Source organism: Leisingera caerulea DSM 24564, assembly GCF_000473325.1.
In the GTDB taxonomy this organism is placed as follows: Bacteria; Pseudomonadota; Alphaproteobacteria; order Rhodobacterales; family Rhodobacteraceae; genus Leisingera; species Leisingera caerulea.
Genome location: NZ_KI421513.1, coordinates 3,199,914 through 3,215,249, shown reverse-complemented (window position 1 = coordinate 3,215,249; position 15,336 = coordinate 3,199,914). Strand labels below are relative to the sequence as shown.

The window sequence follows — 15,336 nt, the reverse complement described above, 5'->3', positions numbered from 1 at the left end:
TGTCTACAGCGGGAAGCGGCGGCGCCCATGAAAAAGGGCGCGGCCTGCGCCACGCCCTCATGTTCTTGAGATTTGATCAGATTATCCGGCGCTTAGGCCTCAAGGATATCGTCGGCGCCGTCCAGATCCGGGCGTTCGAATTCCAGCCCGTGCGACGCGCGGATCTTGTCCTCGATATCATAGGCAATGGCAGGGTTTTCGCGCAGGAACACCTTGGCGTTCTCCCGCCCTTGCCCGATCCGCTCATCCCCGTAAGAGAACCAGGCGCCGGACTTGTTGACGACACCGGCCGCCACGCCCAGGTCCAGCAGTTCGCCCATCTTGGAGATGCCCTCGCCATACATGATGTCGAATTCCACCTGCTTGAACGGCGGCGCCACCTTGTTCTTGACGACCTTGACGCGGGTGGAGTTGCCGACCACCTCGTCCCGGTCCTTGATCGCGCCGATGCGGCGGATATCCAGGCGGACGGAGGAGTAGAATTTCAGCGCGTTGCCGCCGGTGGTGGTTTCGGGGGAGCCGAACATCACGCCGATCTTCATGCGGATCTGGTTGATGAAGATCACCATGCACTTGGAGCGGCTGATGGAGCCGGTCAGCTTGCGCATCGCCTGGCTCATCAGGCGGGCCTGCACGCCGACGCTGCTGTCGCCCATATCGCCCTCAAGCTCCGACTTGGGGGTCAATGCCGCCACCGAGTCGACAATCACCATGTTGACCGCGCCGGAACGCACCAGCGTGTCAGTGATTTCCAGCGCCTGCTCACCGGTATCTGGCTGCGAGATCAACAGCTCATCCAGATCGACGCCCAGCTTGGCCGCATACTGCGGGTCCAGCGCGTGTTCCGCGTCGACAAAGGCGCAGACACCGCCCTTTTTCTGCTGTTCCGCAATGCAATGCAGCGTCAGCGTGGTCTTGCCCGAGCTTTCGGGCCCGTAAATTTCGATGATCCGGCCCATCGGCAGGCCGCCGATCCCCAGCGCGATGTCAAGCCCCAGGGAGCCGGTCGAACTGGCCTCGATCTCCTGCAGGGCTGTGCCATCGCCGAGCTTCATGATGGAGCCCTTGCCGAACTGCCGCTCAATCTGGGCAAGCGCGCTGTCGAGCGCCTTTTGCTTGTCACCGCTTACTTTATTTTTCATGGTCAAAAGATCCGCCATAGTCCCTTGTCCCTTTCTATCTGTCACACACCGGGGCGTGCGGCAATCACTGCTTTGTTCACCTCTTGTTCCTTATGAGATCAAACCGGGAACATTGCAACAGTAAAACTGATGTACCCACATCAGGGGCAGGATGTTAAAGAGAGGTTTATGGATAAGGCCGAGCAAGAATTTTTACCGGGCAGTTAACGGAATGATGATATTTTTCAAGGAACGGCTGGCGCTTCTGTCCGTTCCCAAGACCGGCACCACCGCTTTCCAGGCAGCGTTGCGCGACCGGGCCGATCTGGTGATTTCCGGCCCGCCGGAGCTGAAGCACGCGCCGCTCTACCGTTACAACCGCTGGATCCGGCCGATGTATGAAAAGGTTTGCGGCGCGGAACTGGAGGTTGCAGCTGTGATGCGGGAGCCGGTCAGCTGGCTGGGCAGCTGGTACCGCTACCGCCAGCGGCCCGCGCTGGACGGCAAGCCGAACTCGAGCAAGGGTGTAACTTTCGACGACTTCCTGCACGCCTGCTGCAAGGGCAAGCCCCCCGCCTATGCCAATGTCGGCAGCCAGGCAAAGTTCCTGGAAGCGCAGCCAAACGGCTGCAAAGTCAGCCATCTGTTCCGGTATGAGGACCAGAACGGGCTGAAAACTTTCCTGGAACAGCGGCTGGACATAGAACTGCACCTGGAGCGCAAGAACGTCAGCCCGGTGGTTGAGCTGCCGGTGTGTCCCGAGTCAGAGGCGCGGCTGCGGCGCAAACGGGCGGCGGAGTTCGAGATGTACCAGTCGATCCCGGTTAGCTGAAAGACACAAGCCGCCGGACCCAGCGGCTTGTTTTTTCCAGCTGCTGCCCGCGGCTCAGTGCAGCTGGGCGTGCACCGTTTCGGTCAGCTGGTTCAAAGAGAAAGGCTTGGGCAGGAAGACCGAGTTCGGCACCTCCGGCTGCGCCTCGCCAAAGGCGCCTTCGGCATAACCGGACACAAAGACCACACGGGTATCGGGCCGCTCCTTCAGCGCTTCGCGCACCCAGCTGGGGCCATCCATGCCAGGCATCACCACGTCGGTGACAAACACATCCACCGTCAGGCCGGGATCCTCCAGCGTGCGCAGCGCATCCTCGGCCGACTCTGCCTCCAGCACAGTATAGCCGCGCATCCGCAGCGCGCGGGAGGCAAAGGCCCGCACCGGCGCCTCGTCCTCGACCAGCAGCACCACGCCCTCGCCATGCTGGTTGGCAGCGGTCTTGTCCTCCGCCTCGGCAGGCTTTTCGACGGCCAGCGCATCCGCCTGCTGCTTGAAGACCGGGAAGAACAGCGTGAACTGGGTGCCGTGCCCCTTGACCGAGTCGACAAAAATATAGCCGCCGGTCTGTTTGATGATGCCGTAAGCCGTGGACAGGCCCAGGCCGGTGCCCTCGCCCGTGCGCTTGGTGGTGTAGAAGGGTTCAAACACCTTCTGCAGCTTGTCGGGCGCGATCCCGACACCTTCGTCCGAAACCTTCACAGTGACCCAATCGCCGGCAGGCACGGTGGCGCGGTCCCGCTCCAGCGGTTTGTCCAGCGACAGCACCTCGGTCTCCACCCGGATTTCACCGCCCTGCGGCATCGCATCGCGCGCGTTCACCACAAGGTTCATCAGCACCTGTTCCAGCTGCCGCTTGTCGGCGCGGATGGATTTCATCACCGGATCGTGGCTGAGGGTCAGCGTGACCTTTTCGCCCACAAGGCGGTTCAGCAGATGGGTCAGATCCGACAGCGTGTCGCGCACATCCAGGATTTCCGGCTGCAGCGTCTGCTTGCGCGAGAACGCCAGCAGCTGGCTGACCAGCGAGGCCGCACGGTTGGCATTCTCATGGATCTGAATCAGATCGCCATAATCCTGATCGCCCTGATCGTGGCGCAGCAGCAGCAGGTCGCAATGGCCGGAAATCGCCGTCAGCAGGTTGTTGAAGTCATGCGCCACACCGCCCGCCAGCTGGCCGATCGCCTGCATCTTCTGGCTTTGCACGAACTGCGCTTCCAGCGTCTTCAGCTCGGTCGCGTCGTTCAGCACCGCAATCAGCACCGGGGTGCCTTCTTCGACCACGCGGGTCAGGGTGACCTGGACAAAAACCTCCTTGTCCGAGCGCGACAGGCGCAGAAATTCGGATTTGTTGGGCGCCAGCCCGTCAGCGGTATCCCGCAGCCAATCGGACATCGGGCGGCCAAGGCCCTCCATCAGCTGTCCAAGTTTCAGATTGGCGCAGCTTTCCACCCCCAGCAGGCGCAGGGCCATCCGGTTGGTGGTCAGGATCTCGCCGGTCGGCGCCACCTTCAGGAAAGGCACCGGCAAGGCCTCCAGCCCGGCCTGCGCCGCGTCCAGCCCGCCTTCGTCCACTTCCATCAGGAACAGCTCGCTGCGGCCCTGGGTGCGGTTGTTTTCGCTGACCAGAACCTGCACCGGACCGTTCTTGGTGCTGAGCGTGTTGATCCGCCCCGGCAGAACCGGCAGCGCAGGGAACAGGCGGTCGGTGGATTTCACCCGTTCGCCGATCAGCTTACGGGCCGCCTCGTTCATGAACAGGACAGCGCCGGTGCGGCCTACGGTAATCATCGGCACCGGCATCGACTCCGCGCCGCGGCTATTGCCGCCACGGTCCTGAATATCTTCAACCCGCCACAGGAAACTGCCGCCAGTCATCTGGTGCACCGCCAACCGGACATGGCCGCGCCGGGTCACGATATCTTCGCGCGCGGCACCATCGACGCGGGCGCGGCTTTGCAGCCGGTACAGCACGGCAGAGGGGTTAGCCAGGATCGAGCGCAACGTGCCCGACAGCGTGTCCCGGCTGCCATCCTGAAACCGCTTTGCCGCGGCGCCGTTGCAGGCGTGGATCACCCCGTCGTCATCGGTGACAAAGCTGGGGGTGGCATCTTTTTCGATGAAGCCGGTCAGCAGCTCTGCCGCCATCGCCCGCGCGTTCAGCCGCATCCGGGTCTGGACCACCATCAGCCCCGCCACCGCCGCCAGCGTCAGCCCCACCATGATAAACCCGCGGCTCATCCAGTCGGGCAGCGCAAGCAGCCAGGGGCCGGACATCAGCATCAAGGCCAGCAGCAGCGTCGCGGCAAGCCGGGCATGCTCGGGCGCGTAAACGCGCAGTTCCGGAACGGAAGTCTCTTGGCGACCGGACATTACGGCTCCATGGTCAGTGCTTGGTGACGCCATAACGCGGCGGCTTTGGTTAAAACCACGTTAAGAAAAACAAAGGGTTTCCCGGCCGCGACCCTATCAACCGCCTTTTGCGCGCGTCAACACGGCAACATAAAAGCCATCGGTGCCATCCTGCACCTTCCAGCTTTGTTCTGCCGCCAGCGACCACTCAGGGTTATTCGCGGTAAAGGCTTGAACCTGCTGAGTGTTTTCTGCCTGCAGCATAGAGCATGTCGCATAGGCCAGCGTGCCGCCCGGCGCGGTGAGGTCGGCCGCCCTGCGCAAAATTTCCGATTGGGTTTCCTGCAACGCGCGCAAGCCCTCCGGCGTCAGCCGCCATTTACCCTCAGGTGCCCGCCGCCAGGATCCCGACCCGGAACAGGGCACATCGCACAGCACCAGATCAAAGGGGGCTTTGCGCTCAACATCCGCAGAGGAGAGCAGTGTCACCGGGGCGCCTGCCCGCGCAGCCCGCTCCGGCAGGTCCTTCATCCGCCTGGGATCGGCGTCATGGGCGTTCAGGCGGATCCGGGCGCGGGCCGCCATGGCAAGGCTTTTGCCGCCGCCGCCGGCACAGTAATCGAGGACGGACATGCCATCCTCCAGCGGCAGCTGCTCAACCACTGCCTGGCTAGCGGCGTCCTGGAGCTCCACCAGGCCGTCCGAATAGGCCTTGGCATTGCGCAGCTTCCGGGCGCCTTCGGTGATTTCCAGCGCGGTGGACGCCGCGGGATGCGGCCGGGTGGCAATGCCGTCCGCGGCCAAAGCGTCCTGCGCCTGCTGCAAGGTGCCCTTGGGCGTGTTCACCCGCAGATGCACCGGCGCCCGGCTGCGCAAGGCACTCGCGGCGGCTTCGGCGTCCTGGCCGAGGCTGGCACGAAACTTAGGCCAAAGCCAATCGGGGATATCCAGCGCCTCCGCCCCTTCCGCTGGCGGCGGCAGCTGCCGTTCCGCCGCGCTCAGCGGTGCAGGCGCGTGGCCCTGGCCGGTGAACACTTCATCCGGGTCCTCCCCGGCCTCGCGCAGGGCGCCAAGGATCAGCCCCCGCCCGCTGCGAGCGCCGCCCAGGGCGGCATGGGACCGCAAGCAGCGCACCGCGGTGAACACATGATCCCGCACCGCGGCACGGTCCTTGGAGCCCGCGAAACGGCTGCGCCGCCCCCAGGAGGTCAGCGCCTTTTCCGCAGGCTCCCCCGCCAGCACCTGGTCGAGGATTTCAATGGCCGCCTGCAGGCGGGCGGCGGGGGTCATGCCCCTGCCCCAATTTCACATGCGGCCATCATCAGCTTATCCCGCCCGGTAGTTCGGCGCTTCGCGGGTGATCTGCACGTCGTGGACGTGGCTTTCCTTCAGACCGGCGCCAGTGATGCGGACAAAGTTGCAGTTCTTGCGCATTTCATCAACGGTGGCACAACCGGTATAGCCCATCGCGGCACGCAGGCCGCCAACCAGCTGGTGCACCACCGGACCGGCGCCGCCCTTATACGGCACCTGGCCCTCGATCCCTTCCGGCACCAGCTTGTCGCTGGCGGCGTCTTTCTGGAAATAGCGGTCGGCAGAGCCGCGCGCCATCGCGCCCATCGACCCCATGCCGCGGTAGGATTTGAACGAGCGGCCTTGATACAGGATCACCTCGCCAGGGGACTCATCCGTGCCGGCAATCATCGAGCCGACCATGGCACAGGAAGCACCCGCCGCGATGGCCTTGGCAAAGTCGCCGGAGAACTTGATGCCGCCATCGGCAATAACCGGGATGTCTCCTGCAGCACCTGCACAATCCATGATCGCGGTCAGCTGCGGCACCCCGACACCTGCCACCATGCGGGTGGTGCAGATCGAGCCCGGGCCGATGCCGACCTTGACCGCGTCCGCGCCCGCGTCGATCAGCGCGCGGGTGGCTTCTGCGGTGGCAACATTGCCAGCGATCACCTGCACGCCGCTGTATTGCGCCTTGATCCGCTTCACCGCGTCGATCACACCCGCCGAATGGCCATGGGCAGTATCGACCACAACGATATCAACACCCGCGTCAATCAGCGCCTCGGAGCGGGCAAAGCCGCTGTCGCCGACCGAGCTGGCAGCAGCCACGCGCAGGCGGCCCAGTTCATCCTTGCACGCGGTGGGGTTCAGCACCGCCTGTTCGGTGTCCTTCAGGGTCAGAAGACCGGTCAGCTTGCCATCCTTGTCGGAGACCAGCAGCTTTTCGATCCGGCGCGCCTTCATCAGTGATTTGGCTTCTTCCAGATCCGCAGGCTCCTGCAGCATCGCCAGATTGTCAGAGGTCATCATGACCGAAACCGGCGTGCTGTCATCAGAGGCAAACCGCATGTCGCGGTTGGTGACGATGCCGACAACGCGGCCGGAGCCGTCCACCACCGGAAAGCCGGTGACCCGGTAGCGCTCTTGCAGCGCCTTGGCGTCGGCCAGGGTTTGATCGGCGGTCAGGGTAATCGGGTTGTAAACAATGCCGGAGACAAAGCGTTTCACCCGGCGCACTTCGCGGGCCTGCTCTTCGGTGTTCAGGTTCTTGTGGATCACCCCCATGCCGCCGGCCTGCGCCATGGCGATCGCCATGCGGGATTCGGTCACAGTGTCCATCGCCGAGCTGAGCAGCGGGATGTTCAGAGACACCGACTGCGTCACCCGCGTGCGGGTGTCGGCGGTGTTGGGCAGAACGCTGGACGCGCCCGGCACCAAAAGAACATCATCAAAGGTGAGAGCCTCACGAATCTGCATTTGTCATCCCCATGCATAACCCCGTTTGGCGGTGACCCTATGGCACAGAACCGGCCGGGGGAAAAGAGGCAGAGGGCAAGAATTCCTGCAGTGCAGAAAACCCGGCTTTTCCTGACTTGCATCAAGGACCTGTTTCACAGGAACGTTAGGACTGTGCCGCACCGGACCGCGAACAGGACTGCTCATGACCCGACCGTTGGAAAACACTACCATCCTGGACCTCACCCATGTGCTGGCCGGCCCCTACTGCTCCATGATCCTGTCGGACCTGGGCGCCCGGGTCATCAAGGTGGAGCGCCCCGGAGGCGGTGACGACACCCGCGCCTTCCCGCCGTTCAAAGACGGCGAAAGCGCGTACTTCGCCACCATCAACCACGGCAAGGAAAGCATCGCGCTGGACCTTAAGGCGCCGCAGGACCGCGCCATATTCGAGCGGCTGCTGGCCCAGGCTGACGTGCTGCTGGAAAACTTCCGACCCGGGGTGATGCAGCGGCTGGGTTACGGCTGGGATGCGCTGCACGCGCAGTTTCCGCGGCTGATCTACGGTGCCGTCTCCGGTTTCGGCCACAGCGGGCCGGATGCCCTGAAACCAGCCTATGACATGGTGGTCCAGGCCCGCGGCGGGGTGATGTCGATCACCGGCGAAAAGAACCGGGAGCCGGTGCGGGTCGGCGCCTCGATCGGCGACATCGTGGCGGGCATGTTCCTGGGGCACGGCATCCTGGCGGCACTTCTTGACGTGCAGAAAACCGGTGAAGGCAAATTCGTCGACGTGGCCATGCTCGACAGCCAGCTGGCGCTGCTGGAACACGCCATCGCCATCACCTCGGTGACCGGCGAAGCGCCGCAGCCTTCCGGCGCGCGGCATCCCTCGATCACCCCGTTTGAGACCTTTCACGCCTCCGACGGGCTGTTTGTGATTGCGGCTGGTAATGACGCGCTGTTCACCCGGCTGTGCGATGTGCTGCAGCTGCCGCTGGCCGGGGACGCCCGCTTTGCCACCAACCCCGCCCGCTGCGACAACGCCCGCCTTTTGAAACGGTTGATCGAGGCGGTAACCCTTGAGCAGTCAAAGGCTCATTGGATCGCGCTGCTGACAGAGGCCGGCATTCCCACCGGGCCGATCCAGACCGTCGATCAGGTGCTTCAGGATCCCCAGATCCTGGCCCGCAACATGGTCGTGGATGTTCTGGGCAATGATGGCCGCCCCGAATATTTGTCAGCTGGCAATCCGATTAAGATGAGCGGCCTGCCGGACCCCGCAACCCGCCCCCCTGCGCCTCAACTCGACGGCAGCCGGGCGCAGATTCTGGCGTGGCTGGAGAAGGTTGAGCGGCAGCAGGCCACCTGACGGGCGCTCCCAAACCCGCATCCTAAAGTCATCAAATATCCAAAAATGGCGCCAGCAGACGGGAAAATGCCGCCCATTGCCTTTCGCTTGCCGCAAAAGCCCATATGCTCCGCCTAAATTGCGGAATGAGAAGGCCACAGGCATGACTGACGAACCCCTCGTTGTGTTTACCCCCTCCGGAAAGCGCGGGCGTTTCCCCGCCGGCACGCCGATCCTGACCGCCGCCCGGCAGCTGGGGGTCGACCTCGACTCGGTCTGCGGCGGCCGCGGCATCTGTTCCAAGTGCCAGATCACGCCCTCCTATGGCGAGTTTCCCAAGCACGGCGTCACCGTGCAGGAGGGCGCGCTGAGCGAATGGAACAAGGTCGAGCAGCGCTATAAGGACAAGCGCGGCCTTATCGACGGACGCCGCTTGGGCTGCCAGGCCACCGTGCAGGGCGACGTCGTGATCGACGTGCCGCCGGAAAGCCAGGTCCACCGCCAGGTGGTGCGCAAGCGCGCCGAGGCCCGCGACATCACCATGAACCCCTCCACCCGGCTGTATTATGTCGAGGTGGAAGAACCCGACATGCACAAGCCCACCGGCGATATGGAGCGGCTGATTGAGGCCCTGGAAGCGCAGTGGAACTTAAAGGGGGTTAAGACCGACCTGCACATCCTGAGCGTGCTGCAGCCTGCCCTGCGCAAAGGCGGCTGGAAGGTGACCGTCGCCGTGCACCTGGGCGATGCAAACCACCCGCCCAAGATCATGCACATCTGGCCCGGCTTCTACGAAGGCTCGATCTACGGCCTGGCGGTCGACCTCGGCTCCACCACCATCGCCGCGCATCTCTGCGATCTGCAAACCGGCGAGGTCGTGGCCTCCTCCGGCATCATGAACCCGCAGATCCGCTTTGGCGAAGACCTGATGAGCCGGGTGTCCTATTCGATGATGAACAAGGGCGGCGACCAGGAAATGACCCGCGCGGTGCGCGAGGGCATGAACGCGCTGTTCACCCAGATCGCGGCTGAGGCGGAGATCGACAAGGCGCTGATCGTGGATGCGGTCTTTGTCTGCAACCCGGTGATGCACCACCTGTTCCTGGGCATCGACCCGTTTGAGCTGGGCCAGGCGCCCTTTGCCCTGGCGACGTCCAATTCGCTGGCACTGCGCGCAGCGGAGCTGGATCTGAACATCCACCCCGCCGCCCGTGTCTACTTGCTGCCCTGTATCGCGGGCCACGTCGGCGCAGATGCCGCCGCGGTGGCGCTGTCGGAGGCGCCCGACAAATCCGAGGATCTGGTGCTGGTCGTCGACGTCGGCACCAACGCCGAGATCCTGCTGGGCAACAAGGAAAAGGTGCTGGCCTGCTCCTCCCCCACCGGCCCCGCGTTCGAGGGCGCGCAGATCTCCAGCGGCCAGCGCGCCGCGCCCGGCGCGATTGAGCGGGTCGAGATCAACCCGGAAACCAAGGAACCGCGCTTCCGGGTGATCGGCTCTGATGTCTGGTCGGACGAGGACGGCTTTGCCGAATCCATCGCCACCACCGGCATTACCGGCATCTGCGGCTCCGGCATCATCGAGGCGATTGCCGAAATGCGCCTGGCCGGTGTGCTGGATGCCTCCGGCCTGATCGGCTCGGCGGAACAGACCGGTTCTTCACGCTGCATTCAGGACGGGCGCACCAACGCCTATTTGCTGTGGGATGGCTCTGCTGAGGGCGGGCCGACCATCACCGTCACCAACCCCGACATCCGGGCGATCCAGATGGCCAAGGCGGCGCTCTACTCCGGCGCGCGCCTGCTGATGGACAAGTTCGGCGTCGACACCGTGGACCGCGTCGTGCTGGCCGGGGCCTTCGGGGCGCACATCTCTGCCAAGCACGCGATGGTGCTGGGCATGATCCCCGACTGCGTGCTGGAGAAAGTCACATCGGCTGGCAACGCCGCAGGCACCGGCGCCCGCATCGCGCTCTTGAACACCGAAGCGCGCAGCGAGATCGAGGAAACCGTTCGGCGGATTGAGAAGATCGAAACTGCCGTCGAGCCCCGCTTCCAGGAGCATTTCGTGAACGCCTCGGCGATCCCGAACTCGGCAGAACCCTTCCCGATCCTGGAAACCGTGGTGACCCTGCCGCAGGTGAACTTCAACACCGGCGGCGGAGACAGCGAAGGCGCTGGCGGAGGCCGCCGCCGCCGCCGCCGCGGCTGATCCGAAAAGGCCCGGAAATTTCCGCTGCAGCGCCCTTGACCTCTTTGGCGCTGCAGCATAATCCTGCTCTTCACAGGCGGGTATGATGTAATGGTAGCCTGTCAGCTTCCCAAGCTGAACGCGCGGGTTCGATTCCCGCTACCCGCTCCAAAATCTTCCAACATATCAACAGCTTAACCACAGCCTACCTGACCGTGCGCCAGTCCTCGCCCGGCCGCGGGATGCTCGCCGCGCGGCGCAGGCCGAAGTGTGCTAAACTGATATCGCACGCCAGCAAGGTGCAGGCGGCATGGTTTGGAGGGTATCAGTATGACACGTTATTGTTTGACCGCGGCATTGCTATGTGCATTCGGCGCAGGAGCCGCACTGGCCGGCACGACCTGGGATCAGCCGGGCGAAGGCACCGGCATCTCCACCAGTTCCGTCAACCAGATTGCCGAAGGCCATATGGTGATGCAGATCAGCAGTTCCTATGAGAATGTGAAAATGGAAGAGGCTGAGCATCCGATGAACGGCGCCGCGGGCCCCTGCTTCGGAGCGGTTGAGGTCGCCTCTGGCGAGGTCGAGGGCGGCGGCATCTGCGCCTTTACTGACGGTGCAGGTGAAAAGGTCGTGCTGCACTGGGACGCCGAAGGCATGGACCAATCAGGCGCGCTGACAGGCAGCTGGACCCTGAGCGGCGGCAGCGGCCCGTGGGCTGATGCAAAGGGCGGCGGCTCGTTTTCGTCCCTGACCGACCCGGAAACAGGCAAGTTCGTGAACACCATCACCAGCAACGTGACGATGCCCTGAGGGGCTGCGCGGGGTGTACCTGCCAGCGCTGACCGGGGCGGCTTCCCGGGCAGCGCCTTATTGCGCGTCCTGAACAAATTTGAGAAGGGCACGGGTTGACCCGTCCTTCCCGTCCGCAGACCCCTGGCCGCGCAGCAGCGGCAGCAGGGAATCGGCCAGTTCCTTGCCCAGCTCCACGCCCCATTGATCAAAGGAGTTGATGCCCAAAATCACGCCCTCGACGAACACCCGGTGTTCATAAAGCGCGATGATCTGGCCCAGCACATGGGGCGTCAGCTGCGGGTACACCAGCGTGGTGGAGGGCCGGTTGCCCGGGAACACCCGGTGCCGCGCCTGCCGCTCCAGCTCAGCGCCTTCATAGCCTTCAGCCTTCATCAGCGCGCAGGCTTCTTCCAGGCTGCGGCCGCGCATCAGCGCCTCGGATTGCGCCAGGCAGTTCACCACAAGCAGCTGGTGATGCTGGTCCAGTTCCGGCTCATGCCCCTTGGCCGCGACCAGAAATTCCGCCGGCACCACCGTGGTGCCCTGATGCAGCAGCTGGTAAAAGGCGTGCTGGCCGTTGGTTCCGGGCTCCCCCCAGACAACCGGGCCGGAATTGTAAGGCAGCGGCGTGCCGTCCATAGCAACGGATTTGCCGTTTGATTCCATCTCCAGCTGCTGCAGGTACGCCGGCAGCCGCCGCAGCCGCTGGTCATAGGGCAGCACGGCGCGGGTCGGGTAACCGCAGACCTGATGGTGCCAGATCCCGGTCAGCGCCAGCATCACCGGCATGTTCTGTTCCCAGGGCGCCGCGCGGAAGTGGTCATCCATCGACTTGCCGCCCGCCAGAAAATCCCGGAAATGCTCCGGCCCGACCGCCAGCATCAGGCTCAGCCCGATCGGCCCCCAGACCGAATAGCGGCCGCCAACCCAATCCTCAAAGCCAAACACATGCTTGCGCGGAATGCCGAAGGCGGCTGTCTCTTCCTCGGAGGTCGACAGCGCCAGAAACTGGCGCGCCGGGTCGCCGCCGCCGTCCTCTACCCAGCGCCGCGCCGTGGCGGCATTGGTCATGGTTTCAACGGTAGTAAATGTCTTGGAGGCGACGATCACCAAAGTTGTTTTGGGATCAATCCGTTGCAGGATGTCATGAATGTGGGCGCCGTCGACGTTGGACACAAAATGGCAGCGCGGGCCGTCATGATAGGGCGCCAGCGCCAGCGTTGCCATCACCGGCCCCAGGTCGGATCCGCCAATGCCGATGTTGACCACATCGGTGAAGGTGCCGCCCGGTCCGGCCAAGGCGCCGGAGCGCACCCGGCGCGCCAGGTCCTCCATCCGCTCCAGCGTTTTCCGCAAGGGCGCGCGCACGTCCTCTCCATCGACCAGCATCTCCGGCCCGTCCGGATCGCGCAAAGCGGTATGCAGCACAGCGCGCTGTTCGGTCTCGTTGATCAGACCGCCGCCGAACATCGCCGCGCGCCGCCCGGCGACGTCCTGCGCCTCGCACAGTGCGACCAGGCCCTCGCGCACCTTCGCAGTGATCCGGGTCTTGGAATAATCGAACAGCAGCGTTTCGAACCGCACGCTGAAGGCGCTGGCACGCTGCGGGTCGTTTTCAAACAGCTCAGGAATTTTCCCGCCGCATTTCTCGGCATGCAGCGTCTTCAAGGCATCGAACATAGTTAACTTTCCTGAAATCAAGGTGCCCAATGAACGGAGACCTCGGACAACACAGCCTGGACTGGCGCAGTTTCCGGCGGCAGCGACACGGCCCGTTCAAGCGCCCGCCGTTTGGCATCGCCAAAAATCACCAGGTGTTTCGCGATCGCGCCATCCAGCACACGGGCGGTCAGACTGACCCGGGCTTCCGGCTGGCTGTCCGGACGCATGACGGTGAGTGCAGGCGCATCCGGCTCCAGCGCTGCCACAATTCCTGCGGCGCCGGGAAACAGGGACGCGGTGTGCATATCCTCGCCCATACCCAGCAGCAGCACCGACAGCGGCAGCTCCGGAACCACCCGGCTTTCGAGTTCCGCCAGCACATCCTCCGGTTCGCGTTCCGGGATGTGGAACGGCATGAATTGGGCCACAGATGCCCGGTCCTGCAGCAGCCGGCTGCGGATCATCGCCGCGTTTGAGCGCGCATGCTCCTGCGGCACCCAGCGTTCATCGGTCGCCATCACATGCACCCGGTCCCATTCGATATCCGCCGCACAAAGATCGTCAAAGATGAGCCCGGGCGTGGTGCCGCCGGCGACCGCAAAGGAGGCTGTGTCATGGTGCAGAAGATGTGTTTTCAGGTCTCCGGCAATTTCATTCGCGACTTCAATCGCCAGCATGTCCTGGTCAGGGTATTCGTTGAATTTCATGGGTTTATCCCCCTCCATTCACGCCCGTCGCGGCGCATAAGCAAATCGGCATCCCCCGGTCCGGTACTGCCGCTTTCATAAGGTTTAGGCACATCTCCCCGGGACTTCCAGCCCGCAATCAGCGGATCGGTCCAGGCCCAGGCGGCCTCCACCTCGTCGCCTCTCATGAACAACGTCTGGTTGCCGCGCACAACATCCATGATCAGCCGTTCGTAGGCATCTGGCGGATCGCCGCCTTCCGGCCCCAGCGCCTCGGCAAAGCTCATGTCCAGAGGCACATCAATCAGCCGCATCCCGCCCTGCCCCGGCTCCTTGATGGTCACGCTCAGGGTAATGCCTTCATTCGGCTGCAGGCGGATCTTCAGATGGTTGGCATGGCGGCCTGCCTCGGCGCCGAAAATCGAATGCGGCGCGTCCTTGAACATCACGTTGATCACCGAGGACCGGTTCACCAGCCGCTTGCCGGTGCGCAGGTAGAACGGCGTGCCCGCCCACCGCCAGTTGCTGATATGCGCCTTCAGCGCCACATAGCTTTCGGTCGTGCTGCGCGGGTTGTTGACCAGCCCGCGGTAGGACGGATGCGGCGCCTCCGGGTCCAGGCTGGCCTGGTACTGGCCGCGCACAATATGGTGCGGTTCAACCGGGTCCAGCGCCCGGATCACCTTGAGCTTTTCGTCGCGCACCGCGTCCGGGTCGAATTTGGCCGGCGGCTCCATCGCGATCAGGCACAACAGCTGCATCAGATGGTTCTGCATCATGTCCCGCATGGCGCCGGCGCGCTCATAATACTCCTCGCGCCCTTCAACACCGACGGTTTCGGCCACAGTGATCTGAATGTGGTCGACATACTGGCTGTTCCACAGCGGTTCGAACAGCATGTTGCCGAACCGGACCGCCATCAGGTTCTGCACGGTCTCTTTGCCCAGGTAATGGTCGATCCGGTAGATCTGGCCTTCGTCGAAATGGCTGGCGAGCGTCCGGTTCAGCTCCCGCGCGGAGGCCAGATCGCGGCCAAAGGGTTTCTCCACCACGATCCGGGTGTGCGCCGTAGCCAGGCCATACCGGTGCAGCCGTTCCGCCAGCGGCCCGAACAGGCCCGGCCCGACGGAGAAATAGAACATGCGGACCCGCTCATCCCCCGCCCCCTCCAGCGCGCGGCAAAGCTGCTGCCAGCCCGCCTCGCCCAAGGCATCCAGCGCGACGTAACTGACCCGTTCCAGGAACGACTCCAGCGCACCGCCGCCGCAGGCCTTGGGGCCCGCGTGCTCGCGGATCGATTCTGCCACGACGGTGCGGTAATCCGCGCTGCTCATGGCGGTCCGCGCGGCGCCGATTATCCGCTCGCCGCCGGGCAGCTGCCCGGCGCAGTGGCGGCGGAACAGCGCCGGCAGGATCTTGCGCTGCGCCAGATCGCCAGTGCCGCCAAAAACCACCAGGTCAAACGGGTCGACCGGTATGACACGCGAAACCATTATTGTTCTTCCTGTCTAAGCCGGTGCAGGCGCGGCACACTGCCGCTCACATCCCTGTCATGTGCCCGCCCGGCTGCTTTCATTTCGGGCCCAGTATAAGGT

11 protein-coding genes and 1 tRNA gene are annotated in these 15,336 nt (G+C 64.1%); 5 read left to right on the top strand and 7 right to left on the bottom strand.

Translation table 11 applies throughout. The features are described from left to right. Positions 1-92: 92 nt before the first annotated feature. Positions 93-1,160 carry a recombinase RecA gene (recA, locus tag CAER_RS0122880; RefSeq protein ID WP_027237553.1) on the bottom strand — a complete coding sequence of 356 codons (1,068 nt, stop codon included), beginning with the start codon at positions 1,158-1,160 and terminating at the stop codon, positions 93-95. A 193-nt stretch (positions 1,161-1,353) separates the two neighbouring features. Here recA and CAER_RS0122875 point away from each other — a divergent pair, with 193 nt between their 5' ends. Next, positions 1,354-1,953: a hypothetical protein gene (locus CAER_RS0122875; protein ID WP_027237552.1), complete on the top strand. Its 600-nt coding sequence runs from the start codon at positions 1,354-1,356 to the stop codon at positions 1,951-1,953. Between the two features lie 54 nt (positions 1,954-2,007). On the opposite strand, the gene CAER_RS0122870 is transcribed toward CAER_RS0122875, so the two are convergent. The 3 genes from CAER_RS0122870 to guaB form a co-directional block, all read right to left on the bottom strand. After that, positions 2,008-4,323: an ATP-binding response regulator gene (locus CAER_RS0122870; RefSeq protein ID WP_027237551.1), complete on the bottom strand. Its 2,316-nt coding sequence runs from the start codon at positions 4,321-4,323 to the stop codon at positions 2,008-2,010. 96 nt (positions 4,324-4,419) lie between these two features. Continuing rightward, a complete protein-coding gene (locus CAER_RS0122865; protein ID WP_027237550.1) occupies positions 4,420-5,592 on the bottom strand; it encodes an RsmB/NOP family class I SAM-dependent RNA methyltransferase in 1,173 nt (390 codons plus the stop codon). A 36-nt stretch (positions 5,593-5,628) separates the two neighbouring features. Then, entirely contained in the window at positions 5,629-7,077 is a 1,449-nt protein-coding gene (gene guaB / locus CAER_RS0122860; protein ID WP_027237549.1) for an IMP dehydrogenase, read from the bottom strand. Between the two features lie 184 nt (positions 7,078-7,261). On the opposite strand from guaB, the gene CAER_RS0122855 reads away from it, so the two are divergent. The 4 genes from CAER_RS0122855 (at position 7,262) to CAER_RS0122840 (ending at position 11,411) form a co-directional block, all read left to right on the top strand. After that, positions 7,262-8,428 carry a CaiB/BaiF CoA transferase family protein gene (locus CAER_RS0122855; protein WP_027237548.1) on the top strand — a complete coding sequence of 389 codons (1,167 nt, stop codon included), beginning with the start codon at positions 7,262-7,264 and terminating at the stop codon, positions 8,426-8,428. Between the two features lie 142 nt (positions 8,429-8,570). Continuing rightward, positions 8,571-10,619: an ASKHA domain-containing protein gene (locus CAER_RS0122850; RefSeq protein WP_027237547.1), complete on the top strand. Its 2,049-nt coding sequence runs from the start codon at positions 8,571-8,573 to the stop codon at positions 10,617-10,619. A 76-nt stretch (positions 10,620-10,695) separates the two neighbouring features. Then, a tRNA-Gly gene (locus tag CAER_RS0122845) sits at positions 10,696-10,769 on the top strand. Positions 10,770-10,928: 159 nt separating this feature from the next. Then, positions 10,929-11,411, top strand: coding sequence for a hypothetical protein (locus CAER_RS0122840; protein WP_027237546.1), 483 nt, complete (start codon positions 10,929-10,931; stop codon positions 11,409-11,411). 57 nt (positions 11,412-11,468) lie between these two features. On the opposite strand, the gene pgi is transcribed toward CAER_RS0122840, so the two are convergent. From pgi to zwf, 3 genes are read right to left on the bottom strand one after another with little or no spacing between them, the layout of a single operon-like run. Further along, the gene (gene pgi, locus CAER_RS0122835) at positions 11,469-13,073 is read right to left on the bottom strand and encodes a glucose-6-phosphate isomerase (RefSeq protein ID WP_027237545.1); all 1,605 of its coding nucleotides are present in this window, start codon (positions 13,071-13,073) and stop codon (positions 11,469-11,471) included. A gap of 17 nt (positions 13,074-13,090) precedes the next feature. After that, positions 13,091-13,762, bottom strand: coding sequence for a 6-phosphogluconolactonase (pgl, locus tag CAER_RS0122830; RefSeq protein ID WP_027237544.1), 672 nt, complete (start codon positions 13,760-13,762; stop codon positions 13,091-13,093). After that, entirely contained in the window at positions 13,759-15,234 is a 1,476-nt protein-coding gene (zwf, locus tag CAER_RS0122825; RefSeq protein WP_027237543.1) for a glucose-6-phosphate dehydrogenase, read from the bottom strand. The genes pgl and zwf overlap by 4 nt, the downstream gene beginning before the upstream one ends. Positions 15,235-15,336: the final 102 nt, after the last annotated feature.